This window comes from Brevundimonas sp., assembly GCF_046295775.1.
In the GTDB taxonomy this organism is placed as follows: Bacteria; Pseudomonadota; Alphaproteobacteria; order Caulobacterales; family Caulobacteraceae; genus Brevundimonas.
Genome location: NZ_JBKBML010000010.1, coordinates 13835 through 39182 on the forward strand (window position 1 = coordinate 13835; position 25348 = coordinate 39182).

26 protein-coding genes are annotated in these 25348 nt (G+C 68.2%); 13 read left to right on the top strand and 13 right to left on the bottom strand.

Annotation, left to right across the window (positions count from 1 at the left end):
* Window positions 1-150: 150 nt before the first annotated feature.
* Together ACK4I0_RS07840 and bglX are read left to right on the top strand one after the other, a co-directional pair.
* A complete protein-coding gene (locus ACK4I0_RS07840) occupies window positions 151-1647 on the top strand; it encodes a vWA domain-containing protein (RefSeq protein WP_409609673.1) in 1497 nt (498 codons plus the stop codon).
* A gap of 105 nt (window positions 1648-1752) precedes the next feature.
* Window positions 1753-3969 (top strand): beta-glucosidase BglX, encoded by a 2217-nt coding sequence (gene bglX, locus ACK4I0_RS07845; protein WP_409609675.1) that lies wholly within the window; start codon window positions 1753-1755, stop codon window positions 3967-3969.
* A 7-nt stretch (window positions 3970-3976) separates the two neighbouring features.
* Here bglX and pgsA read toward each other — a convergent pair whose 3' ends face one another.
* The 5 genes from pgsA to ACK4I0_RS07870 all read right to left on the bottom strand — a co-directional run bounded on the left by pgsA (window position 3977) and on the right by ACK4I0_RS07870 (window position 10825).
* Window positions 3977-4603 carry a CDP-diacylglycerol--glycerol-3-phosphate 3-phosphatidyltransferase gene (pgsA, locus tag ACK4I0_RS07850; protein WP_135062032.1) on the bottom strand — a complete coding sequence of 209 codons (627 nt, stop codon included), beginning with the start codon at window positions 4601-4603 and terminating at the stop codon, window positions 3977-3979.
* A gap of 65 nt (window positions 4604-4668) precedes the next feature.
* A complete protein-coding gene (locus ACK4I0_RS07855; protein ID WP_409609677.1) occupies window positions 4669-5292 on the bottom strand; it encodes a carbonic anhydrase in 624 nt (207 codons plus the stop codon).
* Between the two features lie 57 nt (window positions 5293-5349).
* On the bottom strand, window positions 5350-8409 hold the full coding sequence (locus tag ACK4I0_RS07860; RefSeq protein ID WP_409609679.1) for a DUF3857 domain-containing protein: 3060 nt from the start codon (window positions 8407-8409) through the stop codon (window positions 5350-5352).
* 64 nt (window positions 8410-8473) lie between these two features.
* Window positions 8474-10369 carry an excinuclease ABC subunit UvrC gene (gene uvrC, locus ACK4I0_RS07865; protein WP_409609833.1) on the bottom strand — a complete coding sequence of 632 codons (1896 nt, stop codon included), beginning with the start codon at window positions 10367-10369 and terminating at the stop codon, window positions 8474-8476.
* A 6-nt stretch (window positions 10370-10375) separates the two neighbouring features.
* Window positions 10376-10825 (bottom strand): DMT family transporter, encoded by a 450-nt coding sequence (locus ACK4I0_RS07870; RefSeq protein ID WP_409609681.1) that lies wholly within the window; start codon window positions 10823-10825, stop codon window positions 10376-10378.
* A gap of 168 nt (window positions 10826-10993) precedes the next feature.
* Between ACK4I0_RS07870 and ACK4I0_RS07875 the strand changes: the two genes are divergently transcribed.
* From ACK4I0_RS07875 to ACK4I0_RS07895, 5 genes are all read left to right on the top strand, one after another.
* A complete protein-coding gene (locus tag ACK4I0_RS07875; protein ID WP_409609683.1) occupies window positions 10994-11749 on the top strand; it encodes an SDR family oxidoreductase in 756 nt (251 codons plus the stop codon).
* On the top strand, window positions 11746-12132 hold the full coding sequence (gene folB, locus ACK4I0_RS07880) for a dihydroneopterin aldolase (protein ID WP_409609685.1): 387 nt from the start codon (window positions 11746-11748) through the stop codon (window positions 12130-12132). Before ACK4I0_RS07875 ends, folB begins: the two co-directional genes overlap by 4 nt.
* 61 nt (window positions 12133-12193) lie before the next feature.
* Window positions 12194-12673: a serine/threonine protein kinase gene (locus ACK4I0_RS07885; protein WP_409609687.1), complete on the top strand. Its 480-nt coding sequence runs from the start codon at window positions 12194-12196 to the stop codon at window positions 12671-12673.
* 10 nt (window positions 12674-12683) lie between these two features.
* Window positions 12684-13049: a hypothetical protein gene (locus ACK4I0_RS07890; protein ID WP_409609689.1), complete on the top strand. Its 366-nt coding sequence runs from the start codon at window positions 12684-12686 to the stop codon at window positions 13047-13049.
* Window positions 13050-13108: 59 nt separating this feature from the next.
* On the top strand, window positions 13109-13396 hold the full coding sequence (locus ACK4I0_RS07895) for a GNAT family N-acetyltransferase (protein ID WP_409609691.1): 288 nt from the start codon (window positions 13109-13111) through the stop codon (window positions 13394-13396).
* On the opposite strand, the gene ACK4I0_RS07900 is transcribed toward ACK4I0_RS07895, so the two are convergent.
* The 3 genes from ACK4I0_RS07900 to ACK4I0_RS07910 form a co-directional block, all read right to left on the bottom strand.
* Entirely contained in the window at window positions 13393-14376 is a 984-nt protein-coding gene (locus ACK4I0_RS07900) for an SDR family oxidoreductase (protein WP_409609693.1), read from the bottom strand. The genes ACK4I0_RS07895 and ACK4I0_RS07900 overlap by 4 nt on opposite strands.
* A gap of 67 nt (window positions 14377-14443) precedes the next feature.
* On the bottom strand, window positions 14444-14776 hold the full coding sequence (locus ACK4I0_RS07905; protein WP_409609695.1) for a hypothetical protein: 333 nt from the start codon (window positions 14774-14776) through the stop codon (window positions 14444-14446).
* A gap of 170 nt (window positions 14777-14946) precedes the next feature.
* Window positions 14947-15786 carry a TerC family protein gene (locus ACK4I0_RS07910; RefSeq protein ID WP_409609697.1) on the bottom strand — a complete coding sequence of 280 codons (840 nt, stop codon included), beginning with the start codon at window positions 15784-15786 and terminating at the stop codon, window positions 14947-14949.
* A 267-nt stretch (window positions 15787-16053) separates the two neighbouring features.
* Between ACK4I0_RS07910 and ACK4I0_RS07915 the strand changes: the two genes are divergently transcribed.
* The 5 genes from ACK4I0_RS07915 (at window position 16054) to ACK4I0_RS07935 (ending at window position 20967) form a co-directional block, all read left to right on the top strand.
* On the top strand, window positions 16054-16608 hold the full coding sequence (locus tag ACK4I0_RS07915) for a F0F1 ATP synthase subunit delta (RefSeq protein ID WP_409609699.1): 555 nt from the start codon (window positions 16054-16056) through the stop codon (window positions 16606-16608).
* A gap of 70 nt (window positions 16609-16678) precedes the next feature.
* Window positions 16679-18211, top strand: a complete 1533-nt coding sequence (gene atpA, locus ACK4I0_RS07920; protein ID WP_409609701.1) for a F0F1 ATP synthase subunit alpha — start codon at window positions 16679-16681, stop codon at window positions 18209-18211.
* A gap of 35 nt (window positions 18212-18246) precedes the next feature.
* The gene (locus tag ACK4I0_RS07925; RefSeq protein ID WP_409609703.1) at window positions 18247-19125 is read left to right on the top strand and encodes a F0F1 ATP synthase subunit gamma; all 879 of its coding nucleotides are present in this window, start codon (window positions 18247-18249) and stop codon (window positions 19123-19125) included.
* Between the two features lie 37 nt (window positions 19126-19162).
* Window positions 19163-20698: a F0F1 ATP synthase subunit beta gene (gene atpD, locus ACK4I0_RS07930; RefSeq protein ID WP_409609705.1), complete on the top strand. Its 1536-nt coding sequence runs from the start codon at window positions 19163-19165 to the stop codon at window positions 20696-20698.
* Window positions 20698-20967: an ATP synthase F1 subunit epsilon gene (locus tag ACK4I0_RS07935; RefSeq protein WP_135061868.1), complete on the top strand. Its 270-nt coding sequence runs from the start codon at window positions 20698-20700 to the stop codon at window positions 20965-20967. Before atpD ends, ACK4I0_RS07935 begins: the two co-directional genes overlap by 1 nt.
* A gap of 59 nt (window positions 20968-21026) precedes the next feature.
* On the opposite strand, the gene mmcB is transcribed toward ACK4I0_RS07935, so the two are convergent.
* From mmcB to thpR, 3 genes are read right to left on the bottom strand one after another with little or no spacing between them, the layout of a single operon-like run.
* Window positions 21027-21476 carry a DNA repair putative endonuclease MmcB gene (mmcB, locus tag ACK4I0_RS07940; protein WP_409609707.1) on the bottom strand — a complete coding sequence of 150 codons (450 nt, stop codon included), beginning with the start codon at window positions 21474-21476 and terminating at the stop codon, window positions 21027-21029.
* A gap of 31 nt (window positions 21477-21507) precedes the next feature.
* Window positions 21508-22050 carry a GNAT family N-acetyltransferase gene (locus ACK4I0_RS07945; RefSeq protein WP_409609709.1) on the bottom strand — a complete coding sequence of 181 codons (543 nt, stop codon included), beginning with the start codon at window positions 22048-22050 and terminating at the stop codon, window positions 21508-21510.
* Window positions 22047-22583: an RNA 2',3'-cyclic phosphodiesterase gene (thpR, locus tag ACK4I0_RS07950; protein ID WP_409609711.1), complete on the bottom strand. Its 537-nt coding sequence runs from the start codon at window positions 22581-22583 to the stop codon at window positions 22047-22049. The genes ACK4I0_RS07945 and thpR overlap by 4 nt, the downstream gene beginning before the upstream one ends.
* A gap of 123 nt (window positions 22584-22706) precedes the next feature.
* Between thpR and ACK4I0_RS07955 the strand changes: the two genes are divergently transcribed.
* The gene (locus tag ACK4I0_RS07955; RefSeq protein WP_409609713.1) at window positions 22707-23453 is read left to right on the top strand and encodes a Bax inhibitor-1/YccA family protein; all 747 of its coding nucleotides are present in this window, start codon (window positions 22707-22709) and stop codon (window positions 23451-23453) included.
* Window positions 23454-23522: 69 nt separating this feature from the next.
* Here the strand turns inward: ACK4I0_RS07955 and ACK4I0_RS07960 are convergent, their stop codons facing one another.
* Window positions 23523-23870, bottom strand: a complete 348-nt coding sequence (locus ACK4I0_RS07960) for a zf-TFIIB domain-containing protein (protein ID WP_409609715.1) — start codon at window positions 23868-23870, stop codon at window positions 23523-23525.
* A 261-nt stretch (window positions 23871-24131) separates the two neighbouring features.
* Window positions 24132-25319 (bottom strand): NAD(P)/FAD-dependent oxidoreductase, encoded by a 1188-nt coding sequence (locus tag ACK4I0_RS07965; RefSeq protein ID WP_409609717.1) that lies wholly within the window; start codon window positions 25317-25319, stop codon window positions 24132-24134.
* Between the last annotated feature and the right edge of the window lie 29 nt (window positions 25320-25348).

The following is a 25348-nucleotide window of genomic DNA, read 5'->3' on the forward strand; positions in this document are numbered from 1 at the left end:
GTCACGCGGCCAGGCCCGCCTATGCCGATTGCGCCGACGGTGAAGTCGGACCGGGTCGCCCCAGGCGCACCGCCTCCACCTCCGCCTCCGCCGCCACCTCCGCCACCTCCGCCGCCCCCACCGGCGCTGGCCACATCGCCTTCGCAGGAGATGGTCGTCACCGGTTCCCGGATCACTCGCGGAACGCCCGGCGCTTACGTCCCGCCGCAGCCCGACACCGAGCGCTATCCCTCCGCCACGCCAAACCCGGTCAAACGCACGGCCGACGAGCCGGTCTCGACCCTTTCGGCCGATGTGGACACCGCCAGCTACGCCAACGTCCGGCGCTTCATCGACGAGGGCCGGGCGCCGCCGCGCGACGCCGTGCGCGTCGAGGAGATGATCAACTACTTCGATTACGGCTACGCCCGGCCGCTGTCGTCGCGCGAACCCTTCGCCGTGACCACGGCGGTGGTCGCCGCGCCCTGGTCCGACGGTCGCCAGATCGTCCATGTCGGCCTGCAGGGCTATGAGCTACCGGCCAGTGAGCGCCGTCCGCTGAACCTGACCTTCCTGGTCGACGTCTCCGGCTCGATGGCCAGCGCCGACAAGCTGGAACTGGCCAAGCGGTCGATGAACCTGGTCATCGACCGGCTGCGGCCCGAGGACACGGTGGCGGTCACCTATTACGCCGAAGGGGCCGGCACGACGCTGGCGCCCACGCCCGGCTCGCAGAAGCTGAAGATGCGTTGCGCGGTCGAGAGCCTGATCGCGCGCGGCGGCACGGCCGGGGCGCGCGGCATGACCAACGCCTATGAACAGGCCGAGGCCAATCTGGCGCGCAATCGGGTCAACCGCATCCTCATGTTCACCGACGGCGACTTCAACGTCGGCGTCACCGATGACAAGCGGCTGGAGGACTACGTCGCCGAGAAGCGCGGGACCGGCATCTATCTGTCGGTCTACGGCTTCGGGCGCGGCACCTATCAGGACGCGCGGATGCAGGCGATCAGCCAGGCCGGCAACGGTGTGGCGGGCTATGTCGGGGACCTGAATGACGCGCGTCGCCTGTTCGGGCCGCAGTTCGACAAGGGCGCCTTTCCCATCGCCGACGACGTGAAGATCCAGGTCGAGTTCAATCCGGCCCGCGTCGCGGAGTGGCGGCTGATCGGCTACGAGACGCGCCTGCTGAACGAAGAAGACTTCGCCAATGACGCGGTGGACGCGGGCGAGGTCGGCTCGGGGGCCAGCGTCACGGCGCTATACGAGATCACGCCCGTCGGCGGTCCGACTCAGATGGGCGAGCGCCGCTACCTTGAGAACCGGATTGGCCGGGGCGGGGGCGACCCGTCGGGCGAGATCGGCTTCGTTCAGGTGCGCTACAAACAACCGGGGCAGGCGCGCTCTGAGCTGATCCAGCAGGTGATCGCCAACCGCGCAGCAGGCCGCGTCAGCGCCCAGCCGCCGGAATCGACCCGCTGGGCCTTGGCCGTGGCGGCCTTTGGCCAGAAGCTGAGGGGCGATCCCTGGATGTCCGCCGACTACGGCTGGGATCGCATCATCGATCAGGCGCAGGGCGCGCGGGGCGACGATCCCTACGGCGATCGGGCCGCCTTCGTGCAGATGGTTCGCGCCGTCGAAACTCTGCCTGGGCGCCGCGAACCCTGACCAACGCGCTCCGGTTGCAACGCCGCGCGGCCATTTCGCGATTGCCTTTGGCCGCGCGGAATGGTCGATAGCGGATGTAACCGTTTACAATTGCGTGCCTGCCTCATGACCCAAGCTCTCTCCTCCGCCATCGCCGCCGACGCCGGGCTCGATCCGATCGAGGACCTAATCGCGCGCATGACGCTGGAGGAGAAGGCGGGCCAGCTGACAGTCATGCCCGCCGCCCTTGCGCCCGCCCCGGCGACGGCGGCCAATCCCGAGGCGGTGCCCGGCTCGATCGAGGAACAGGCCCAGGCCGTCCGCGAAGGCCGCGTCGGCGCCCTGTTCAACGGCGACAGCGCGACCTGGCACCGCGAGATGCAGCGTGTCGCGGTGGAGGAGTCGCGGCTGAAGATTCCGCTGCTGTTCGGCGCTGACGTGATCCACGGCTTCCGCACCATCTTCCCCACGCCCCTGGCCGAGGCCGCCGCCTTCGACGCCGATCTGGCCGAGCGCACGGCGCGCGCCGCGGCGGTCGAGGCGACCGCCACCGGCATCGCCTGGAACTTCGCCCCGATGGTCGACATCTCGCGCGACGCCCGCTGGGGCCGCGGCGTGGAAGGGGCGGGCGAGGATGTGTTCTTGGGCTGCCTCCTGGCCGAGGCGCGGGTGCGCGGCTTTCAAGGCGCCAAGGGTTTGGCCGACGCCCAGTCCATGCTGGCCACGCCCAAGCACCTGGCCGCATACGGCGCGGCGGTGTCGGGCCTGGACTACAACTCCGTCGACGTGTCCGAGCGCACGCTGCGCGAAGTTTATTTCCCGCCTTTCCAGGCGGCGTTCCGGGCCGGCGCCCTGTCCACCATGGCGGCCTTCAACGACTTGGCCGGCGTGCCGTGCCACGCCAATCCCTGGCTGACCAAGACGGTGCTGCAGGGCGAGTGGGGCTTTGAGGGCTTCGTGGTGTCGGACTTCACCGGCGACATGGAGCTGATTGCTCACGGCTTCGCCGAGGATGCTCGCGACGCCGCGCGCCTGGCCTTCAACGGCGGCGTGGACATGAGCATGTCGTCGGGTTTCTACGCCGAGCACCTGCCCGATCTGGTCCGCTCGGGCGAGGTGGACGAAGCCGAGGTCGACGCCTCGGTGCGGCGGGTGCTCAAGCTGAAGCAGGCGCTGGGCCTGTTCGACGACCCATTCAACCGCATGACGCCGGCGCTGGCCGAAACGACCGACGAGCCCGCGCACCGCGAACTGGCCCGCGAGGCCGGACGGCGCTCCATGGTGCTGCTGGAGAACCGGGGCGACCTGCTGCCCCTGCCCAAGTCGGGCAAGACCATCGCCCTGATCGGCCCCTTCATCGACGGCCCCGACCATCTGAACGGCCCCTGGGTCCTGTTTGGCCATCCGAAATACGCGGTCAGCATCGAGGACGGCCTGCGCGCAGCCCTTGCCGACCCGCAGGCGCTGAAAGTCGCCAAGGGCTGTGAGGCGGAGATCGCCATCGACGGAGGGATCGACACGGCGGTCCAGGCGGCCCAGGCCTCCGACGTCGTGGTTCTGGTCGTGGGCGAAGGCGAGCGTATGTCGGGCGAGGCCCAGTCGCGCATCGACATCGGCCTGCCGGCGCCGCAGCGCGCCCTGGTCGAGGCGGTCGCCGCCGTCGGCAAGCCGATCGTCCTGATCCTGAAGTCCGGCCGCGCCCTGGTGCTGGACGGCGCGGCCCAGTCGGCCGAGGCCATCGTGTGCGCCTGGTTCCTGGGCGCCGAGACGGGCCATGCCGTGGCCGACATCCTGTTCGGCGATCATGCGCCGTCGGGCCGCCTGCCGGTCAGCTTCCCGCGCCATACGGGCCAATCGCCCTTCTACTACGACCGCAAGGTCACCGGCCGACCTCCGCTCAGCCTCGAGCACGGCGAGGAGTTCAAGGCGCGCTATCGCGAGACGCTGAACATCGCCGCCTGGCCGTTCGGTCACGGCCTCACCTACGGCCGCATCGACTACGCCGATCTGGACGTGGGCGACGGCGTCATGGCCTGGGACGGCGCGCTGCGGGTCTCGGCCGAGGTCTCCAACACCGGCGCGCGCGCGGCCGATGAGGTCGTGCAGCTGTACATCCACGACCGCGCCGCCTCGGTGACCCGCCCGATCCGCCAGCTGAAGGCCTTCCAGCGCGTCGCGCTCCAGCCCGGCGAAAGCCGACGTGTGACCTTTACCCTGACCCGCAAGGATCTGGAGTTCGTCGGTCGCGACCTGCAGTGGATCGCCGAACCGGGCCGCTTCACCGTCTGGATCGCGCCCTCGGCCGAGACGGGGCTGGAAGGCGCCTTCGAACTACGCGGTTAGGGCGGCCTCAGCCGCCCATCTGCTTCTGCGCCTGGCGGAAATACTGCCAGCCGGTCCACAGGGTGATCACGGCCGCCAGCCAGATCAGGGCGTCGGCGATGAACTGGAAGGTCGGCAGCCAGTCGAACGACAGGCCGAAGCCGTCCCAGTTGCGCGCGAACAGCTGGAAGCCCAGCGCCACCAGTTGCAGCGTCGTCTTCCACTTGGCCAGCAGGGTGACCGGCAACTCGACCTCGCCCGCGGTGGTTTCGCGCAGGGCCGAGACGGCGAACTCGCGGAACAGGATCAGGCCGCAGGGAATGATGATCTGCGGCACCGAGCCGCTGGTCAGCACGCCCAAGATGGCGCCGGTCACCAGGATCTTGTCGGCGATGGGGTCCAGGATGGCGCCCCAGCGCGTCTCGGCGTTCCAGCGCCGCGCCAGGAAGCCGTCGATCCAATCCGTCGAGGCCGCGATGACGAAGATCCAGAAGGCGGTCCGATAAAGGGCGAACTGGTCGTCAGGGCTCAGATAGGCCGAGGCGAACGGAAAGCCGCTGGTCGCCCCGGCCAGGATCAGGAACATCACCACCCCCGCCAGCAGACGCGCGGCGGTCAGGATGTTGGGGATGGGGTTGGCGCGATGGGCGGTCATGGACAGGCTCCGAAACTGTCGCCCGGTCTGCCACGGTTCGCCGCGATAGGCGAGGGCGCGGGGTCTCAGTCCATGATCTCGAAACGGCCGGTCTTGCGCAGCAGGCGCAGTTCGCCCTGGGCGATGCCGAAATGCAGGCCGATCAGCTCAAGCTTGCCGGCCGCCTCGCGCTCGGCGATCCAGGGGAAGGTGCGCAGGTTCTCCAGCGACAGCCGGACGTTGGCCTCTTCGGACGCCTGCTCGACCTGATCGGCGGCCAGTCCCTGGACCTCTTCACGGACACGCGGCGCGGCCATGCCGACCCAGGGCGCGACGAAGTCCTGACAGCTGTCGGGCGCGCCGTTGACCATGGCGTTCACCCCGCCGCAGTGGGCGTGACCCATGACCACGATGCGCGACACCTCCAACACCTTGACCCCGAACTCCAGCGCCGCCGAGACGCCGTGCAGCCGGCCGTCGGGCTCATAGGGCGGGGCCAGATTGGCGACGTTACGCACCACGAACAGCTCACCCGGCGCGGCGTCGAAGATCAGGGCCGGATCGGCGCGGCTGTCGGAACAGGCGACGATCAGGGTGTGCGGCTTCTGCCCTTTCGCCAAGGACTCATACTCGGCCTTGGCTTCAGGCCAGCGGGTGTCGCGGAAGCGGTGATAGCCGTTCAGCAGCGGGTCGTTCGTCAGATCGGGCATGGCCGGGTTCATGCCTCAGGAAAAGGTTTTGCGCCAGTCCGCCGCCATAGCTTGGCGTCAGGGCCTTAGCTCGGGATGGCGCTCCAGCAAGACCTCGAAGTCCTCGGCGGCGTCGATGTCGATGGCGATGGCGCGTCGGATGTCTTCGGCGCCGGCGTCATCGCCCAAGGCGCGTCGCGCCAGCCCCTGTCCGAAGAGCGAGGCTGACTGGTAAGGCTCCAGCGCCAGGGCTTCGCCATAGGCGGCGCGCGCGTCTTCGAACCGTTCGAGTTGGAGCAAGGCCATCGCCCGGCTGTCGAGGCTGGCAGCCTCCCCCGATGCGGCGGCCGCTTCGCAGTCCGCCAACGCGCGCTCCAGATCGAATCCGGAAACGGCCTGGCTCCAGCACAGATTGTTCAACAGCGCGGGATCGCCGGCGGCCCAGCGCCGAACGGTGGCGTAATCTTCCCGTGCGCCGGCGTCGTCCCCCGCAAAGGCGCGGGTTTCAGCTCGAAGCGACAGCAGGGCGTCGGCGTCCGGGGCGGCGTCCAGGGCAGCATCCAGAGCGGCCAGGGCTTCGGGGGCTGAATCTGCGCCGCGCGCAGCCCGAACCATCGCTGTAAGAGCCGTCGCATCCGTGGGCTCGGCCTGAAGCCGGACTTGGATCAGCGTACGGGCTTCGTCGTTCCGTTGCAGTCGCCGCAAGGCGCGAAGCTCGCCGTAAAGGCCGACCCCGCTGGCGGGATATGCCGACTTCAGCGCGCGATAGTCGGCCAGAGATCGGTCCCAGCGGCCCAGGTGATAATAGGATGACCCCCGGCCCGAGAGCGCCTCGACGTTGTTCGGATCGAGCCTCAGTGCGACCGAATAGCTGACGACGGCGTCGGCGTGCCGGCCCTGAACGCGCGCGATCCATCCCTGGCCGACGATGGCGTCAGCGTCCGCGGGGTCCAGATCGACGGCGCGGTCGTAGTCCGCGGCTGCGCCGGCGTAGTCGCGCATGCCCAAACGCGCCGCCGCGCGCGCCTTCAAGGCGTCGCTGTTGTCCGGCGAGCGTTCGAGGGCGCTCTCCAGCAGCATCGTGGCGCCCGCCGAATCGCCGACCTGGGCCAGTTGCTCGGCGCGTTTGATCAGATCCTCGACGTCGCTGTCGCCAGCCTCCAGACGCGCGCGGTCCGCCGCTGTGGCCGAGTAGCCGGCGGGCGCACGCAGACGCACGGCGACCGTGGTCGACGTCTCGCCGCGTCGGCGCGCCGCCGCCATATCCGCAGCCGACATCTCGTGCGTCAGGCTGGTCTGAGTGACGACCGACTCGGCCACGCCCTGCTCGATCCTCGAAACGCGCGTCAGCCGGAAGCCTGTATCTTCGATCGTCTGATCGCCGCCCTCGAGCCTGAAGCCCTGACCGTCGTTTGGCAGCGCCACCCGAAAGATGCTGCGGCTCATGAAGGGATGGGAGATGGCGTAGGGGTGGTCCTTGAAGGCGGCGAAAAGCCCCCGCCGCTCTTCGCCGGTGGGCGTGACCAGCGCGGTGCCGTCCAGCGACATCAGGCGGCCGCCGGTGTTGTTGATCCAGGCCAGCCGGGTCTTGCCGCGCATCACCATGCGGAAGACGTTGGCGTCGTCGTCGTAGCGGGTTTCCACGGCGTCGATGGTCGAGGTGTCGTCGGCGTCCACCATGGACGTCATCATGGCTTCAAGCTGATCGCGGGGGATGGCGCCCACCTGGCTGCGCATGGCCACGGCCATGTCGCCCGCATAGGCGAAGGTGACGACCATCGGCGCCTCGGCGTCCAGCCCGGCAGAGGCGTCGACCTCCACGGTTGCGGTGAGGTTGGGGGTCAAGGGCGCGGGCTGTTCGATGGGAACCAGGTCAGCGCCGTCTTCGCGAACCGGAAGGGCCCAGCGATAGCCGGGCGGCGTCAGATCGGCCAGGGCGCGGTCGCCGTTGCCCGTTCCGTCCATCCAATAGGTCTGGCCGTCGATCTCCGCGCGGACGATGACATGATCGAACCAACTGACCAGCGGCAGGCGATCCGAAAGCCCGTCGCCCAGCTGGGTGCTGACAAGGACGGCCTCCGCGTGGATGCCCAGACCTTTCAGAAGCGCCATCAGCAGGGCGGTCTTGCCCTTGCAGTCGCCGAACGGGCTGCGCCAGACCTCGTCGGCGGCGACCGGGACATAGCCCCCCGATCCCATCGACAGTGCGACGTAGCGGACCTGGTCCTGCACCAGCCGCAGGGCGGCCGCCGCGCGCTCGGCGTCGCTGGAATAGGCGGCCCGGATCCGCTCGATCTCGGCCTGAAGCGGAGAGCCGTCTTCCAGCCGGGCGCTCTCTGCATAGAGGGGCGCCATCAGGCGAGACAGGTCGGCCCAGCCTTGGAAATCGGTGAACTGAGCCATGCGCACCAGCTGGAACCGGGTCGGCAGATCGCTGGGAAAACGATCGGGCGCCAGGTCGGCCACATCAACCTCGAACACGCGGTCGCGGCCGACGCGGCGCGTCTGGATGTCCGCCCAGGGCGCCGTCACCTGAGCGCGCACGGGCTGACCTTCCGGCCAGCTGACACGCAGCCGGTAGCGGTCGATCGTCGTGGCGGAGGCCCCAGACGTCAGAAATTCTCGGTGCGGCGCCAAGACGCCGCCCTTGTCGTGGATGGTGAAGGCGGTCTCGAGGATGTCGCCAACCCGCAGATCGCGGGGTTGCAGCGTCGCGGTGAGAGTCCCGTCCAGCATCGACTGTTCGAGATTGTTCTCTCGACGCAGGACTTCGAAGGTCTGGCCTTCAAGTGGGTCGATGACCTGATCCCCGCGGATGATGCGCACGGCGTGGACCTGAACGCTCTCGCGCGAGGGGTTCCAGACGGCGTTGACCACGCTGGCGTAGCTGAGCCCTTGGCTGGTCTGAATGCGCGAGCGGCGAAGCGTGTAGTTGTGGACGCCGTCGGCCTCGAAACGGACCTGTTGGTCGGACGCCAGCAGTCGGATCGGCGCGTCATCGGCCGCCGGCGTCCGATCGGAATGCGGCATCGGCAGGACCCACGCGGGCGTCGGCGCGCGCTCGACTTCCTGAGCGGCTGCGAACGTCGCAGGAATCAGCCAGACGGCCGCAATCACGGCCAGGCGCCACATCACCATTGGAAAACCCCCGTTTGCCTGATGGTCTAGCACGACCCGGGGTTGTCTCAAGACTGAGTTTGGATCACGCCTTGCGGAAGAAGGCGTGGATGCGTTCGGCCAGGGCGCGGTTGATGCCTTCGACCTTCTCCAGGTCCACGACCGAGGCGCGGCCCACGCCCTTGGCCGAGCCGAAGGCGTGCAGCAGGGCGCGCTTGCGGCCGGGGCCGACGCCGTCGATCTCGTCCAGCGGGTTCTTCTTGATGTCCATGGAGCGCCGCTTGGCGTGGGCGCCGTTGGCGAACCGGTGCGCCTCGTCGCGCAGCCGCTGCAGATAATAGAGGGCGGGCGACTTCAGCGGCAGCATGAAGGGCGGCTTGCCGGGCATGAAGAACCGCTCAAGGCCGGCGTCGCGGTCCGGCCCCTTGGCCACGCCGACCACGGTGATGTCGTCCACCCCCAAGTCGGCCATGACCGCCAGCACCTCGGCCAGCTGTCCCGCGCCGCCGTCGACCAGCAGCAGGTCGGGCCGCACCACGTCCTCGCCGGCCTCCTCTTCCTTCACCAGGCGGGCGAAGCGGCGGCGCATGACCTCGCGCATCATGCCGTAGTCGTCGCCGGGGGTCAGGTCTTCGCCGCGGATGTTGAACTTGCGGTACTGCGACTTCTGAAAGCCCTCGGGACCGGCGACGATCATGCCGCCCACCGCGTTCGAGCCCGAAATGTGGGCGTTGTCATAGACCTCGATCCGCTCGGGCCGGGCCTCCAGGCCGAAGGCCTCGCACACTTCGTCCAGGATCTTGCCCTGCGCCGACCCTTCCGCCAGACGCCGGCCCAGGGCCTCGCGCGCATTGGTGTGGGCGTGGCGCACCAGATCGGCCCGCTGGCCGCGCAGGGGTTTTTCGATGGTCACGACGCGGCGGCCGTCCGACTGCTTGGCCTTCATGGAAAAGGCCTCCTCCAGCAGTTCCTTCTCGTGCGGGCGGACATTGGACAGGATTTGACGCGGGACAGGCTTGTCCTCGTAGAACTGGCCCAGGAAGGCGGCCAGGATTTCCGGATCGGTGTCGGCCTTGTCCACGCGCGGGAAGTAGGCGCGCCCGCCCCAGTTCTGGCCGCCGCGATAGAAGAAGACCTGGACGCAGGCCTGGCCGCCCTCGGCATGCAGGGCGAAGACGTCGGCCTCGGCCACGCCGTCGGCGGCGACGGAGTTCTCCATGGCGATGGCCGACAGCGCCCGGATGCGGTCGCGCACCCGCGCCGCCTGCTCGAAATCCATGGCGTCCGACGCCGCCTGCATGTCCTTGGACAGACGCCCGATCACCGCGCGCGACTTGCCGCGCAGAAACTGCTCGGCCTCGGTGACCAGTTCACCATAGTCCTCAAGGCTGATCAGGCCCGTGCAGGGCGCCGAGCAGCGCTTGATCTGATGCAGCATGCAGGGCCGCGTGCGGGTCTCGTAAACGCTGTCTGAGCAGGACCGCAGCAGGAACGCCTTCTGCAGCGTGGTCAGGGTCCGGTTGACCGCCCAGGTCGAGGCGAAGGGGCCGAAATAGTCGCCGGGCGTGGTGTGGGCCCCGCGATGCTTCTTCACCTGGGGCGCGCGGTGATCGCGCCGGATCATCAATTCGGCGAAGGACTTGTCGTCGCGCAGCACCACGTTGAAGCGCGGCTTCAGCTTCTTGATGAAGTTGGATTCCAGCAGCAACGCCTCGGTCTCGGACGCCGTGACCACCAGCTCCATCGACCGGGTCAGCGACACCATCAGGCCAATGCGCTGGGTGTGGAATCGGCCTTGCGCATACTGGACGATGCGCTTCTTCAGGCTGCGCGCCTTGCCGACGTAAAGGCAGGCGCCGTCCTCGCCGTACATGCGATAAACGCCCGGCTTGTCGGGCGCGCGCTTGGCCTCGTCGCGGATCAGGTCCGCGGCGACCAGGGCGGGGGCGGGGGAATCGTCAGCGGGCGTCACGCAGCCAATATAGGGTCAGAAGCGCCGGACCATCACCACCCCGGCGATGACCAGGGCCACGCCGCCGATCCGACCCCAGTTGATCGGCTGCCTGGGGGCGCCGAATGCGCCCAAATGGTCCAGGATCAGGCTGATCAGCAGTTGGCCCGCCACCATCAGGGTGATGGTCAGGGCGACGCCCAGACGAGGCACGCCCCAGGTCGCGGCCACCACGAAGATCACGCCGTACAGCCCGCCGATCCAGGCGTACCAGGGCAGGCCCCGCGCCGCCGCCCAGTCGGGGCGGCTCTGGAACATCAGGGCCAGCAGGCCCAGCGCCGCCGTCCCCACGGCGAACGAGATGAAGGCGGCGTTCACGGGGCTGCCCACCGCCGTCATCAGCTTGGCGTTGGTCGGCGCCTGAAGCGCGGTCGCGCCGCCAGCCAGGACGATGGCGATCATGGAAATCAGCGCGGGGTTCATCATCCTCCACTAGCAGGACTGCATCGACGGGGAAGGGGCCTCGGCTTGAACCGCGCGGCCAGTCGCCGTATGGCCAACCTCGAACCAGGAGTCTCCCCATGCTGGCCATCGCCATCATTCTCGGATTTGTCGCCGTCCTCGCCGCCTTCAACTTCTTCGAGTTCGGCTCGGTTGACTGACGCCCCGGCCGCGCTGGTCACCGGCGCGGGCAAGCGCATCGGCCGCGCCATCGCCCTGACGCTGGCGAAGGCGGGCTACGACATAGCCGTCCACTATCGGGGCTCCGAGGACGCCGCGCGCGCGGTGGCCGACGAGGTGCGCGCCCTTGGACGTCGGTCCGAAATCGTGCGCGCCGACCTGTCGGTCGAAGCCGAGGTGCGCGATCTGGTCCCGCAGGCCGCCAAGGCCCTGGGCCGGCCGCTGACGCTGCTGGTCAACAACGCATCGGTGTTTGAGGACGATCGGGTCGGGACGTTGTCGCGCGATAGCTGGGACCTGCACCTGGAAACCAACCTGCGCGCGCCCATCGTGCTGGCCGAGGCCTTTGCGGCCCAGGCGCCCGACCGCTCGGCGGTCGTCAACCTGCTGGATCAGCGGGTGTTGAAGCCCGATCCGCGGTTTTTTTCCTACAGCCTGTCGCGCGCCGGCCTGTGGTGGGCGACCCAGACCCTGGCCCAGGCCCTGGCGCCCGGCATCCGCGTCAACGGCGTCGGGCCGGGCCCGACCCTGCCGTCCATCCATCAGACCGAGGCCGAGTTCGCCGCCGAGGCCGCCGCTACGCCTCTGGCCCGTCCTGGCAGTCCCGAAGCGGTGGCCCAGGCGGTCCTTTGGCTGGCTCGCGCCGATCTGGTCACCGGCCAGATGATCGCCGTCGACGGCGGCCAGCACCTGGCCTGGAAGACCCCCGACATCCAGGAGCCCGCATGAGCGCCGTGCCCTTTCCCGCCGTGCCGCAGCCCCAGATGCAGGCGCTCAGCGTCTTCGTGCGCAACCTGATCGTCGACGCGGGCATCGGCGTCTACGACCACGAGCATGGCCGCCTGCAGCGGCTAGTCATCGACGTGGACCTGACGCTGGAGCCGCGTCCGGTCGAGGCGCTGGCCGACACCGTCAATTATGAGGCCGTCGCCTCGGCCGCCCGCGCCATCGTCGCCGAGGGTCATGTCGGCCTGGTCGAGACCTTCGCCCAACGGCTGGCCCTGGCCTGTCTGGACGATCCGCGCGTCACCCGCGCCGCCGTGCGCGTGGCCAAGCCGGGCGCCCTGGGCGGCGAGACCGCCCCCGGCTGCGAAGTCGTCTACGTCCGCTAGAGGCGGATACGGTTGCGTCGGCTGGGCCGGCCCGCCATTGTCCGACCATTCCGAGGAGATCATGGCTTCCGACCCCCGCACCCCCGCCGACCGAACGACCCATACGCCCGGCGACCCTGACGCCGAGGTCGGCTTCGCCTCGGTCGCCGCCCTGGCCGGGGCGGCGCGGGCAGGGCTGGTCGGCGAGTCGTCCCGATCCGCCGCCGATCCGGTCGCTGATGTCAGTTTCCTCTACGCCCTCTACGTCTTGATCCTCGCGGCCGCGCCGACCCTGGGCGTCGGGGCGGTGATCGGCCTGGCCGCCGTCTACCGCCGGGACGCGCCGCTGGACCCGGTGGCGGCCAGCCATTTCGCCTATCAGAAGCGGACCCTTTATGGCGCGGCGATCGCGGGCCTGGCCGGGCTGGTGCTGATCCTGGTGAACCTCGGCGTCTTCGTCCTGTTTCTGATGATGCTGTGGACGCTGTCGCGGGGCGTGGCCGGGGTGCTGCGCCTCAAGGCCGGACGCCCCATAGACCGACCCGACACCTGGCTGATCTGAAAGGCGCACGATGACCGAGACCCTGGACCGCCCTCGCGAAGAAGGCCGGATGGCCGCCTTCGCCGTCTGGGTGCTGTATCTGCTGTCGCTTCCCAGCGCGAACCTGCTGGTCATCGTCGGGCTGGTTGTCGCCTATGCCGCGCGGGGCGGGTCGACGGGCTTGGCGCGTCAGCACATGGATGCGCAGATCGCGCTGTTCTGGTCGGTCTTCTGGTGGACGATCGCCCTGTGGGTGCTGATCTTCATCTGCGCGATCACGATCATCCTGATCCCGCTGGCCTTCGTCTTCGGCCTGGCGCTGCTGCTGCTGACGATCTGGTTCACGGTCAAGAGCGTGCTGGGCCTGCTGCGTCTGCTGAGCGACCGCCCCGCTTAATCGAGGAACGGGTGCAGCGGCGGGCGGTTGGTCAGGGACAGCCTCAAGGAGCCGCCCCAATGACCGATCTTCGCGATGTTCAGTCCGAACAACGATTCGAACAGGGCTTCGCCGACGCTGACGGCGAGATGCGCCGCGTCTGGGCCGATTATGCGGTTCAGGGCGACACCCGCGCCATCCTGCATGTCGAGGCCGACCCGGCGCTGCGCGGTTCGGGCGCCTCGGGCCAGTTCATGCAGGCTTTGGCCGAGCATGCCCGCGCCGAGGGGCTGAAGCTCCAGCCGGTCTGCGGCTACGCCGTCGCCTGGCTGAAGCGCCATCGCGACTATCACGACGTGGTGGTCTAGCCCCCCGAATACCCGCCGATGATCGGCAGGATCTCCCCGGTGATGTAGCTCGACATCTGGGGCGAGGCGAGGAAGACGTAGGCGGGGGCGATCTCTTCGGGCTGGGCGGGGCGTTTCATCACGGTTTCGGACCCGAACTTCGACGTCGCCTCGGCGTCCTTGTCGGCAGGGTTCAGCGGGGTCCAGACCGGGCCGGGCGCGACCACGTTCACGCGGATGCCGCGCGGCGCAAGATGCGTGCCCAGCGACCGGGCGAAGGCATGGATACCGCCCTTGGTCAGCGAATAGTCCAGCAGGTCCTTTTTGCCCTGCAGCCCCGTGACCGAGCCGGTCATGACGATGGCGCCGCCGGCCTTCATGTGCGGCGTCGCCGCCTTCACCAGGTTGAAATAGCCGTACAGATTGGTCTTCAGCGTGCGGTCGAAATGCTCAAAGGTCAGCTCCTCGAGCGCGTTCACATGCTCCTGGAAGGCGGCGTTGGGCACTACGACGTCCAGGCGGCCGAAGGCGTCCAGACAGGCCTTGACCGTCGCCTCGCTGACCGCCGGATCGGCCGCGTCGCCCTGGACGATTACGGCGCGTCGGCCCTCGGCCTCGACCGCCGTCTTGGTGATCTCGGCGTCCGCCGCCTCGTCCAGATGGCCGATGACGATGTCGCAGCCTTCGCGCGCGAACAGCACGGCCACCGCGCGCCCGATGCCGGAATCGGCGCCGGTGATGACGGCGGCCATCCCCTCGAGCTTGCCCGAGCCCTTCCAGAAGGGCGCGTCATACATCGGCGCGGGGTCCAGGGCGGCTTCATCGCCGGGTTTGGGCTGGTGCTGTTTTGGGAAGGGCGGGACAGGATAGGCGCGCGCGCCGGCCTGGACGGCGTCGTTCTTGTCGCCAGACTGCGCCGCGTCGGAGGCCTCGATCGGCGCCTCGATCTTGCGTTCGTGTTCGGCGACCGCCTCTGCGCGGTCTTCTCGGCTCTCGGCCATGGGGGGCTCCTTCGCTTCCGGGGACAGGAAGCAGGAAGCCCCGCGCGGGGAGGCTTGTTCCCGAACGTCAGCGTCCGGTCAGAGGCGCCTTGGCGGTGACGGCGTGGATGTTTTCGGCCTTGGCCGGCAGGTCCGAGGCCAGGCGCGCGGCGATCTCGCGCGCGCCGACCGGATAGGCGTCGCCGCCTTCAGCGATCTCGCGGGCCTTGGCCGCAGCCTGGTTCAGCAGCGTGGCCAGCGCCTCGACCTCTTCGAGGGCCAGGGCGCGCGCCTCCAACTGCAGCCGCCTGACGCGGTCGGCGGTGCTCTCGGGCGCCTTCATCAGATCGTAAATTTCGGACTCGGCCGCGACCAGCCGCAGGTCGGGTGCGGTTCCCTTGTCCTTGTCGGTGCTGGCCATCTGCTGCTGTCCCGGTTTGAACGCCCCCCCGGTGTTCTTCACGCAAACAGCATGCCGCGCCGACCGAAAGGAGCAAGAGGGGGCAATGGCCAAGCTTTCGCTTTTCCTGCTCTGTGGCGAAATTGCGTCAGAGCGGCGCGGCGTATCGCCGACCGCGCCGCTCTGACAAATCAGGTCGCTTCGCGTGCGGCCTTTTCCTCAGCCTGCTGGGCCTTTGCTTCGGCCTGGTCGGCTTCGGCACGCGCCAGCAGGGCTTCCTCGGCGGCCGTCTTCTTGGCCGACGATCGGCGGCTCCACATGTTCAGCGCCTCGACGCCGGCCGAGAAGGCCATGGCGGCGTAGATGTAGCCCTTGGGCACGTGGGCGCCGAAGCCTTCGGCGATCAGCACCATGCCGATCATCAGCAGGAAGCCCAGAGCCAGCATGACCACGGTCGGGTTCTTGTCGATGAAGTCGCCCAGCGGGTCGGCGGCGACCAGCATGACGGTGATGGCCACCAGCACGGCGATGACCATGATCGGCAGGTGCTCGGTCATGCCCACAGCGGTCAGGATGGAGTCCACCGAAAACACAAGGTCCAGCAGGATGATCTGGAAGATCGCCGAGCCGGCGTTGTTGATCACAACGTCCTTCTTGTCCTTCTCGAGCAGGTCCTTGGACGGCGTCGGATCGACGGTGTGATGGATTTCCTTGGTGGCCTTCCAGACCAGGAACAGGCCGCCCGCGATTAGGATCATGTCCTTCCACGAGAAAGCGTTGCCCATGACGCTGAACACCGGGGCGGTCAGGGTCACGATCCAAGCGATGGTCGAAAGCAGGGCAAGGCGCATGATCAGCGCCAGCGAAATGCCGATGCGCCGCACCCGCGAGCGATGCTCGGGCGGCAGCTTGTTCGACAGAATCGAGATGAAGATCAGGTTGTCGATGCCCAGCACGACTTCCATGACGATGAGCGTGATCAGAGCCGCCCAAGCCGCCGGGTCGGTGACGAGAGGTGCGATATCGAACATTATGTGTGGGGATCCAGATGGAGGGGTCGGCGGGCGCCGAACGCGCCTTCTACCGTGTCGGTTCCCTTCGCTGCAACGGGGTCGGGTGTGGCGCGCTGCCTCGGTTGCGGGGGCATGGGTCGCGTGCTATCAGGCGCCCGGCTTAGCCGAGGGGCGCGTCGCAAGGCGCGTCCCCGGCGTGCTTTCTGCAAGCATTTCAAGCCCCTGAGATCGTCGCGACAGCATTCGCCGGCGCGACCCAACGCTTATCTGTGGCGGACTATATAAGTGGCTGATCTTTTCAGAACGACCGAAGTCGGCGGACGCTACGCTCAGGCGCTGTTCGACCTGGCCGAGGAAACCGGCGCTCTGGACGCCGTGCGCGCCGATCTGAAGAGCCTGCGCGCCGCCTGGGGCGAGAGCGCCGACCTGCGCCGCGCCATGACCAGCCCGATCATTTCCGCCGATGATCAGCGCAAGGCGCTGGTCTCCATCGCCGACGCGGCCGGCTTCAATCGCTCGACCCGCAACTTCCTGGGCTTGCTGGGCCAGAACCATCGCGCCCGCGACCTGCCCGCCGTCATCGCCGGGTTTGAGGTCCTGTACGCCAAGAAAACGGGCGTGGTCGCCGCCGAGGTCGTCTCGGCCCAGCCGCTGAGCGCCGCCCAGTCGAAATCGATCCAGTCCGCGCTGCGCCAGGCGCTGGGCCGCGATCCCGAACTCACCGCCCGCGTCGATCCGTCGATCCTGGGCGGCCTCAAGGTCAAGGTCGGCTCGAAGCTCTTCGACGCCTCGCTGAAGACCAAGCTCGACCAGATGAAGTTCGCCCTCAAGCGGGCGTAAGCCCGCACCGACAACAAGAATGCAGCACGCCTTCACGGCGCGCCCGAAAGACGAAGACAGAGAGATCCACATGGACATCCGCGCCGCTGAAATCTCGGCCATCCTCAAGTCGCAGATCGCCAACTTCGGCGTCGAAGCCGACGTTTCCGACGTCGGCCAGGTGCTGTCAGTCGGCGACGGCATCGCGCGCATCCATGGTCTGGACAACGTCCAGGCCGGCGAGATGGTCGAGTTCACCAAGGCCGGCGTGAAGGGCATGGCCCTGAACCTGGAACGCGACAACGTCGGCGCGGTGATCTTCGGCGCCGACGCCGCCATCGCCGAGGGCGACGAGGTTCGCCGCCTGGGCGAGATCGTGGACGTGCCGGTCGGCAAGGGCCTGCTGGGCCGCGTCGTCAACCCGCTGGGCGAGCCGATCGACGGCAAGGGCCCGATCCAGTTCACCGAGCGTCGCCGCGTGGACGTCAAGGCGCCGGGCATCATTCCCCGCAAGTCGGTGCACGAGCCGATGCAGACCGGCCTGAAGGCGATCGACACCCTGATCCCCGTCGGCCGCGGCCAGCGCGAACTGATCATCGGCGACCGTCAGGTCGGCAAGACCGCCGTCGCCGTCGACACCATCCTGAACCAGAAGAACGTCAACCAGACTGACGACGAGAGCGCCAAGCTCTACTGCATCTACGTCGCCATCGGTCAGAAGCGTTCGACCGTGGCCCAGATCGTCAAGACCCTCGAGGAGTCGGGCGCGCTGGAATACACCATCGTCGTGGCCTCGACCGCGTCGGAGCCGGCCCCGCTGCAGTTCCTGGCGCCGTTCGCCGGCACCGCCATGGGTGAGTATTTCCGCGACAACGGCATGCACGGCCTGATCGTCTATGACGATCTGTCCAAGCAGGCTGTGGCCTATCGTCAGATGTCGCTGCTGCTGCGCCGTCCGCCGGGCCGCGAAGCCTATCCGGGCGACGTCTTCTACCTGCACTCGCGCCTGCTGGAGCGTTCGGCCAAGCTGAACGAGGACAACGGCTCGGGCTCTCTGACCGCCCTGCCGATCATCGAGACCCAGGCCAACGACGTGTCGGCCTACATCCCGACCAATGTGATCTCGATCACCGACGGCCAGATCTTCCTGGAATCGGACCTGTTCTATCAGGGCATCCGCCCCGCCGTGAACGTCGGCATCTCGGTGTCGCGCGTGGGCTCCTCGGCCCAGATCAAGGCGATGAAGCAGGTGGCCGGCACCATCAAGGGCGAGCTGGCGCAGTATCGCGAGATGGCCGCGTTCGCCAAGTTCGGCTCGGACCTCGACGCCTCGACCCAGAAGCTGCTGGCGCGCGGCGCCCGCCTGACCGAGCTGCTGAAGCAGCCGCAGTACTCGCCCCTGGCGGTCGAGGAGCAGGTGGTGTCGATCTACGCCGGCACGCGCGGATACCTGGATGGCATCGCGGTGGCCGACGTCGGCCGCTTCGAGCGCGAGCTGCTGGTCCGCGTCCACGGCAATCACGCCGGCCTGCTGGACGGCATCCGCACCAAGAAGGCCCTGACGCCCGAGCTCGAAGCCGAGCTCAAGGGCATCCTGGACGCCTTCGCCAAGACCTTCGCCTGAGCCCGACCGGTTAGTTAGAGGAAGAGCAAAGCCGGATGGCCAGTCTCAAGGAAATGCGCAATCGGATCGGAAGCGTGAAGGCCACGCAGAAGATCACGAAAGCCATGCAGATGGTCGCCGCGGCCAAGCTGAAGCGCGCCCAGGACCAGGCTGAGAACGCCCGGCCCTACGCCGAGCGCATGGCCTCGGTCATCGCCAATCTGGCCGCCGGCGTGTCGGGCGAAGGCGCGCCGCGCCTTCTGGCCGGCACCGGCTCGGACCAGCGCCACCTGATCGTGGTCGCCACGGCCGACAAGGGCCTGGCGGGCGGCTTCTCGACCAATGTGATCCGCGCCGCGCGCGAGCGCATTAACAGCCTGATCGCCTCGGGCAAGGACGTGCGGATCGTGGCCGTAGGCCGCAAGTCGCGCGACCAGCTGACCCGCCTGTACGGCGACAAGGTGGTCCGCACATTCGAGCTGAGCGAGCACAAGACCCTGGGTCTGCCCGCCGCCCAGCCCGTTGCCGAACTGATCGCCGAGGCGTTCGAAGCCGGCGAGGCCGATGTGGTCACGCTGTTCTACAGCCAGTTCAAGTCGGTCATTCAGCAGGTGCCGACCGCCAAGCAGCTGGTCCCGGCCGTCGTCGAAGGCGGCGCCGAGCCGATCGACCTGAACGGCGCGGTCTACGAATATGAGCCCTCGGAAGAGGAAATCCTCGAGACCCTGCTGCCGCGCAACATCACCACCCAGATCCTGGCGGCCCTGTACGAGAACCAGGCGGGCTTCTTCGGCGCCCAGATGGCGGCGATGGACAACGCCACGCGCAACGCGGGCGACCTCATCAATGCCTTGACGTTGCAGTACAACCGCAAGCGCCAAGCCCAGATCACCACCGAGCTGATCGAGATCATCGCCGGCGCCGAAGCCCTCTGATCCCGACCGAACCGACATTCCGAACCGGACGCACCCCATGACCGACGCCATCGCCCCCAAGAAGCCCGCCGCCCGCAAGCCCGCCGCCAAGAAGGCCGCCGCGCCCGGCGCCCCCGTCTCCGCCGTCGGCACGGGCAAGATCGCCCAGGTCATCGGCGCCGTCGTCGACGTCGAGTTCGAAGGTCACCTGCCGGCGATCCTGAACGCCCTGCAGACCCAGAACGTCGACCAGAAGACGGGCGAGCCCTTCACCCTGGTCCTGGAAGTCGCCCAGCACCTGGGTGAGAACATGGTCCGCACCATCGCCATGGACACGACCGAGGGTCTGACCCGTGGTCAGGCCGTGATCGACACCGGCGGCTCCATTCAAGCGCCGGTCGGTCCGGGCACGCTGGGCCGCATCATGAACGTCGTCGGCGCGCCGATCGACGAGCAGGGCCCGATCAAAACCGACATGTACCGCCCGATCCACCGCGAGGCGCCTTCGTTCGAAGAGCAGTCGACCTCGTCGGAAATCCTGGTCACGGGCATCAAGGTCATTGACCTGATGTGCCCCTACACCAAGGGCGGCAAGACCGGCCTGTTCGGCGGCGCCGGCGTCGGCAAGACCGTGACCATGCAGGAGCTGATCAACAACATCGCCAAGGCCTACGGCGGTTACTCGGTTCTGGCCGGCGTGGGTGAGCGCACCCGCGAGGGCAACGACCTGTATCACGAGATGATCGAGTCCAACGTGAACGTGGACCCGACCAAGAACGGCGGCTCGACCGAAGGCTCCAAGTGCGCCCTGGTCTACGGCCAGATGAACGAGCCCCCCGGCGCTCGCGCCCGCGTCGCCCTGACCGGACTGGCCCAGGCCGAATACTTCCGCGACGAGGAAGGCAAGGACGTGCTGCTGTTCGTCGACAACATCTTCCGCTTCACCCAGGCCGGCTCGGAAATGTCGGCTCTGCTGGGCCGCATCCCCTCGGCCGTGGGCTATCAGCCCACACTGGCCACCGAGATGGGCAACCTGCAGGAGCGCATCACCTCGACCAAGAAGGGCTCGATCACCTCGATCCAGGCCATCTACGTCCCCGCCGACGACCTGACCGACCCGGCGCCCGCCGCCTCGTTCGCCCACTTGGACGCGAAGACCGTTCTGAGCCGCGACATCGCCGCCCAGGCCATCTTCCCGGCCGTGGACCCGCTGGACTCGACCTCGCGGATCATGGACCCGCTGGTCATCGGTGAAGAACACTATCAGGTGGCCCGCTCGGTCCAGGAAGTCCTGCAGTCCTACAAGGGCCTGAAGGACATCATCGCCATCCTGGGCATGGACGAGCTGTCGGAAGAGGACAAGCTGGTCGTCTCGCGCGCCCGCAAGATCAGCCGCTTCCTGTCGCAGCCGTTCTTCGTGGCCGAGCAGTTCACCAACTCGCCCGGCAAGTTCGTCTCGCTGGAAGACACGATCCGCTCGTTCAAGGGCATCGTCGCCGGTGAATACGACCACCTGCCGGAAGCCGCCTTCTACATGGTCGGCGCGATCGAAGAGGCCGTCGAGAAGGCTCAGAAGATGGCGTCGGAAGCCTGATGGCCGGAAAACTTAACTTCTCGCTGGTCGCCCCGGAACGCGAGGTCTTCACCGGCCTCGTGGACCAGGTCGATGCGCCGGGCGTCGAGGGTGACTTCGGCGTCCTGCCGGGCCACGCGCCCTTCATGACCACCCTGCGCGAAGGCGCGGTCACCATCTATGAAGGCGCGGCTCGCCGCGTCTTCGCGGTCAAGGGCGGCTTCGCCGACGTGAACGCCCAGGGCCTGACCATCCTGGCCGAGGAAGCCTCGGAAGTCGTCGCGGTCTGAAACCGCGCGCAGCGCCGACAAGGTCAGGGCCTCTCGCTTCTGCGGGGGGCCCTTTTCGTTCAGTCGCAGCGCATCGCGCGCAGGGCGCTCAGGCGGGCGAAGGCCAGAGTCAGGGCCTTGCGGCGCGCCGGCGTCAGGGCGTTGACCGGCGCTTCCCGCACGACCGCGCCGCCGAACCCGTCGGCCACGATCAGGCCCGGCTCGTCAGGCAGGACGCCCTCGGGAAACTCGGGCGCGACCGCGAAGAAGAAGGCGTCGCAGAAGGGCGCATATTCGGGCCACTTGCGATCAACGCGATAGTCCTCGACCCCGGACTTCACCTCGCAGATCACGATGTCGCCGCGCCTGCCGATCGCCATGACGTCCGCGCGCCGTCCATTGGGCAGACAGACCTCGGTCAGCGGCGCATAGCCCATGTCCATCAGCAGCCGCGCGGCGCCGCGCGTCACGCCCAGCGTGGTTTCGGGGCGCGAGAAGACAAGTTCCAGATGGACGGCGGCGGCGGGCATGCCGCTCTTATGTTCCGGCTCCGTTCTCTGATCAAGCGGAGCGGCGGGCGCGCCACTGCTCTCGCGTCTGGCCCCACATGTCGGACGGGACATGATCGTAGGGCGGCGGCAGTTTCGTCGGCCCGATCAGTGAGGACCCCAGACGCCTGGCCAGCGCCTGGGACGCGACGTTGGCCGGGTCGATGCAGTGGATGACGTCGCGCCAGTCCAGCACCTCGAAGGCGTAGTCCATCGCCGCCACGGCCGCCTCGAAAGCCAGGCCCTTGCCCCGGGCCTCGGGATGGACGCCGTACCCGACTTCGTTGCCCGGCCAGCCTTCGGGACGCCACGGTCCGATGCGGCCTATCCACAGTCCGGACGCCTTGTCGATCATCGAGAACATCGACACGCCGGTCAGCGCCCAGGCGCCGGCCATGGTCATGAAGCCGCGCCAGGCGGCCTCGGGCCCCATTGGTCCGCCGATGAAACGGGCGCTCTCATCCGCCATGGACTCCGCCCAGCGCGGAAAGTCCTCTATCGCCGTGGGGCGCAGGATCAGGCGTTCGGTCTCAAGCGTGGGGCCAGGCGCGATCAAAGCGGATACTCCCTCTCGAGCGCGTACTGGCTGCCGTCCGATGTCAGCACGCTGGAATACAGGCCGAACCGCAGCACCGGAATCGGCGGCGAGGCCAACAGGTTATGGCCCGTGATCCAGGCGCCGATCCGGTCTGGGTTGGTCTGAGGCTTCAGATAGGCCAGCGTCACATGAGGGCGGTAATCGCGGGCGTCCATCTCTATGCCAGCCCGTTTTCCGGCCGCCCGACAGCGCGCCGCGAGGGTCGCCAAGGGCTCGCTGCGCTCCAGCCCGGCCCACAGGGTGTGGCTGCGGTGGGCGTCGCCGAAGGCGCCGACGCCCTTCAGGGTGATGTCGAACCGGCCGGCGGGGATGCGCGACAGCTCCGCCGCCAGATCATCGGCCGTGTGTTCGGACACCTCGCCATAAAAGGCCAGGGTCACGTGCAGCGCCTCGGCCGGCCGCCAGCGGGCGCCGGGCAGGCCGGATTGGCGACGCGCCAGGGTCTCGGCGACGTCGGGCGGGATTTCGAGAGCCGTGAACAATCGCACCATGCGACCCTTGGTAGCGGCGGAAACCGGAGGCCGGAAGGGCCGTTGCGCTTGCACGGGGACGCACAGACCCCGATATTTGCGCCAAGACCGGAGGTTGCTCCGGCCAAGGAGACGGATATCGCCATGAGCGACTTCAACAACGGCTACGCCCGGCCGCTTCCGCAGACCGCCGACATGTCTGTGGACGCGGGCCTGCGCGCCTTCATGCTGGGCATCTACAACAAGCTGGCGCTAGGCCTGCTGGTTGCCGCCGGCCTGGCCTATCTGACCGGCAATGTGCCCGCGGTGCAGCAGTATCTGTTCGCCCTGGCGCCGGATGGCCGGGTGGCCCTGACGCCGCTGGGCATGATCGTGCAGTTCTCGCCGCTGGTCATGCTGTTCGGCTCCATGTTCTTCATGAAGAATCCGACGGCCGGCGGGGTGAACCTGCTGTACTGGGCCGTGGTCGCTACGATCGGCGCGGGCCTGGGCATCGTCTTCCTGCGCTATACGGGCGCCTCGGTGGCTTCGACCTTCCTGGTGACGGCGGCGGCCTTCGGCGGCCTCAGCCTGTTTGGTTACACGACCAAGAAGAACCTGACGGGCATGGGCACCTTCCTGATCATGGGCGTGATCGGTCTGGTCATCGCCATGGTGGTCAACATGTTCATCCAGTCGGGCGTCATGTACCTGATCATCTCGGGCGTGGGCGTGCTGCTTTTCTCGGGCCTGATCGCCTATGACACCCAGCGTCTGAAGATGACCTACTACGCCCTGGGCGGCGACCAGGCGGCGATGGGCGTGGCGACCGGCTTCGGCGCGCTGAGCCTGTTCATCAACTTCATCAACCTGTTCCAATTCCTCCTGGCCTTCTTGGGCCAGCGCGAATAGGCGCGGCGCGATCCGCAAACGAAAAGGGCCCCGGCGATCCGCCGGGGCCCTTTTTGCATCCGCGACCCGTCAGTCGAAGATGTCGAAGATGCTGTCGCGCTTCTTCTTCTTGTAGCGGTAGTCGTCGTCCCGATAACGCTCGTCCTTGTAGCGGCGGTCGTCGCGATAGCCCTGAGGCTGCCCCCACGGCTGAGCGTGGGGCTGCACCGGCGGGTAGGGCGCCGGGGCCGGCTGGGGCGCGGGCTGAGCGGCCGGCGCCGAGGCGCGGCCTTCCTCGGTCGCCGAGGCCATCAGCTTTTCCAGTTCGCCGCGATCCAGCCAGACCCCGCGGCAGGTCGGGCACATGTCGAATTGGACCCCGGATCGATCCAGGGTCTGCATCGGCGCATTGTCGTTGGGACACATCAACAGGGGCATGGGTCGCCTTTCCGTGGCTTAAGCCTCGCAGATGAGGCCTGGCTCCAGCGGCGAAAATGCGTCGTGGCGTCGCAAGTTGCGTGAGGGAGGTGGGCGGCCCGCGACCAGCCGGATTGGGCCAGCGTGACGGCCGGGGCGCGCCCGGCTCCGAGCTCGGGTCAGGCAGGAAGCTCCGTCGCCGATCAAGGTGCACGCTCAGATAGAACGGCCGCGCCGTCATGCATCAAGCAGACATTAGCGCGCGCGTCAGAAGGCCGCGGCTCAGCAGGCCTGGCCGGCCGCCCAGCCCGAAGCCCAGGCCCACTGGAAGTTATAGCCGCCCAGCCAGCCGGTGATGTCGACGGCCTCGCCGATAACGAACAGGCCTGGCTGATGACGCGACTGCATGGTCTGCTGATCCAACTCGTCCACCGCCACCCCGCCCAGCGTCACCTCGGCCGTGCGATAGCCTTCGGACCCGACGGGCTTCAGCGTCCAGCCGTTCACCGCCTCGTCCAGCCGACGCAGCGTCTTGTCTGACTGATCCGCCAGATTTCCGGCCACGCCCTCGCGCTGGACGATCCATTCCGCCAGGCGGCGGGGCACGAGGCCGGCGAGGACGGTGTGCACGGCCTGTCGGCCGTTGCTGGCCTTAGCGGCGCGAAGCGCATCAAACACAGCGGCGTCAGGCCCCAGGCTGACCGTGATGGCCTCGCCCTCGCGCCAGTAGCTGGAGATCTGCAGGATCGACGGCCCGCTGAGGCCGCGGTGGGTGAACAGCAGGCCTTCGCGGAAGCGGGTCTTGCCGTGGCCGGTGACGGCGTCGACCGAGACGCCGGCCAACTCGCGCGTCTGCTCCAGCAGGCCGGGCTCGAATGTCAGCGGAACCAGCGCCGGCCGTGTCTCGGTGACCCGCAGGCCCAGGGCGCGCGCCGTGTCATAGGCCCAGCCGGTGGCGCCCATCTTGGGGATCGACTTGCCGCCGGTGGCGATGACGAGAGACGCGGCCTCGACGGTCGAGCCGTCGGAAAGAGTGGTGCGCCAGCCCTCGCCGCGCCGCTCCAGCGAGTGCACGCCGGTCGACAGGCTGAGCGTGGCGCCCGCCTGCTTCAGGTCGCCAACCAGCAGGTCGACGATCTGGCGCGCGCTGTCGTCGCAGAACAACTGACCCAGCGTCTTCTCGTGCCAGGCGATGCCGGCCTTATCCAAGCGAGCGATGAAGTCGCGCGGCGTGTAGCGGCGCAGCGCCGATGTGGCGAAACGGGGGTTCTCGCCCAGAAAGTTGGCCGGCCCCGTGCCCAGATTGGTGAAGTTGCAGCGGCCGCCGCCCGAGATGCGGATCTTCTCGCCCGGCGCGCGGGCGTGATCGACAATGCGCACGCGCCGGCCGCGACGAGCCGCCTCTATGGCGCACATCATGCCGGCCGCGCCGGCGCCGACGACCAGCACATCCAGGATCTGAGGCTTCATCGCGCCCTTAGCGCACGACGCCCGAATTC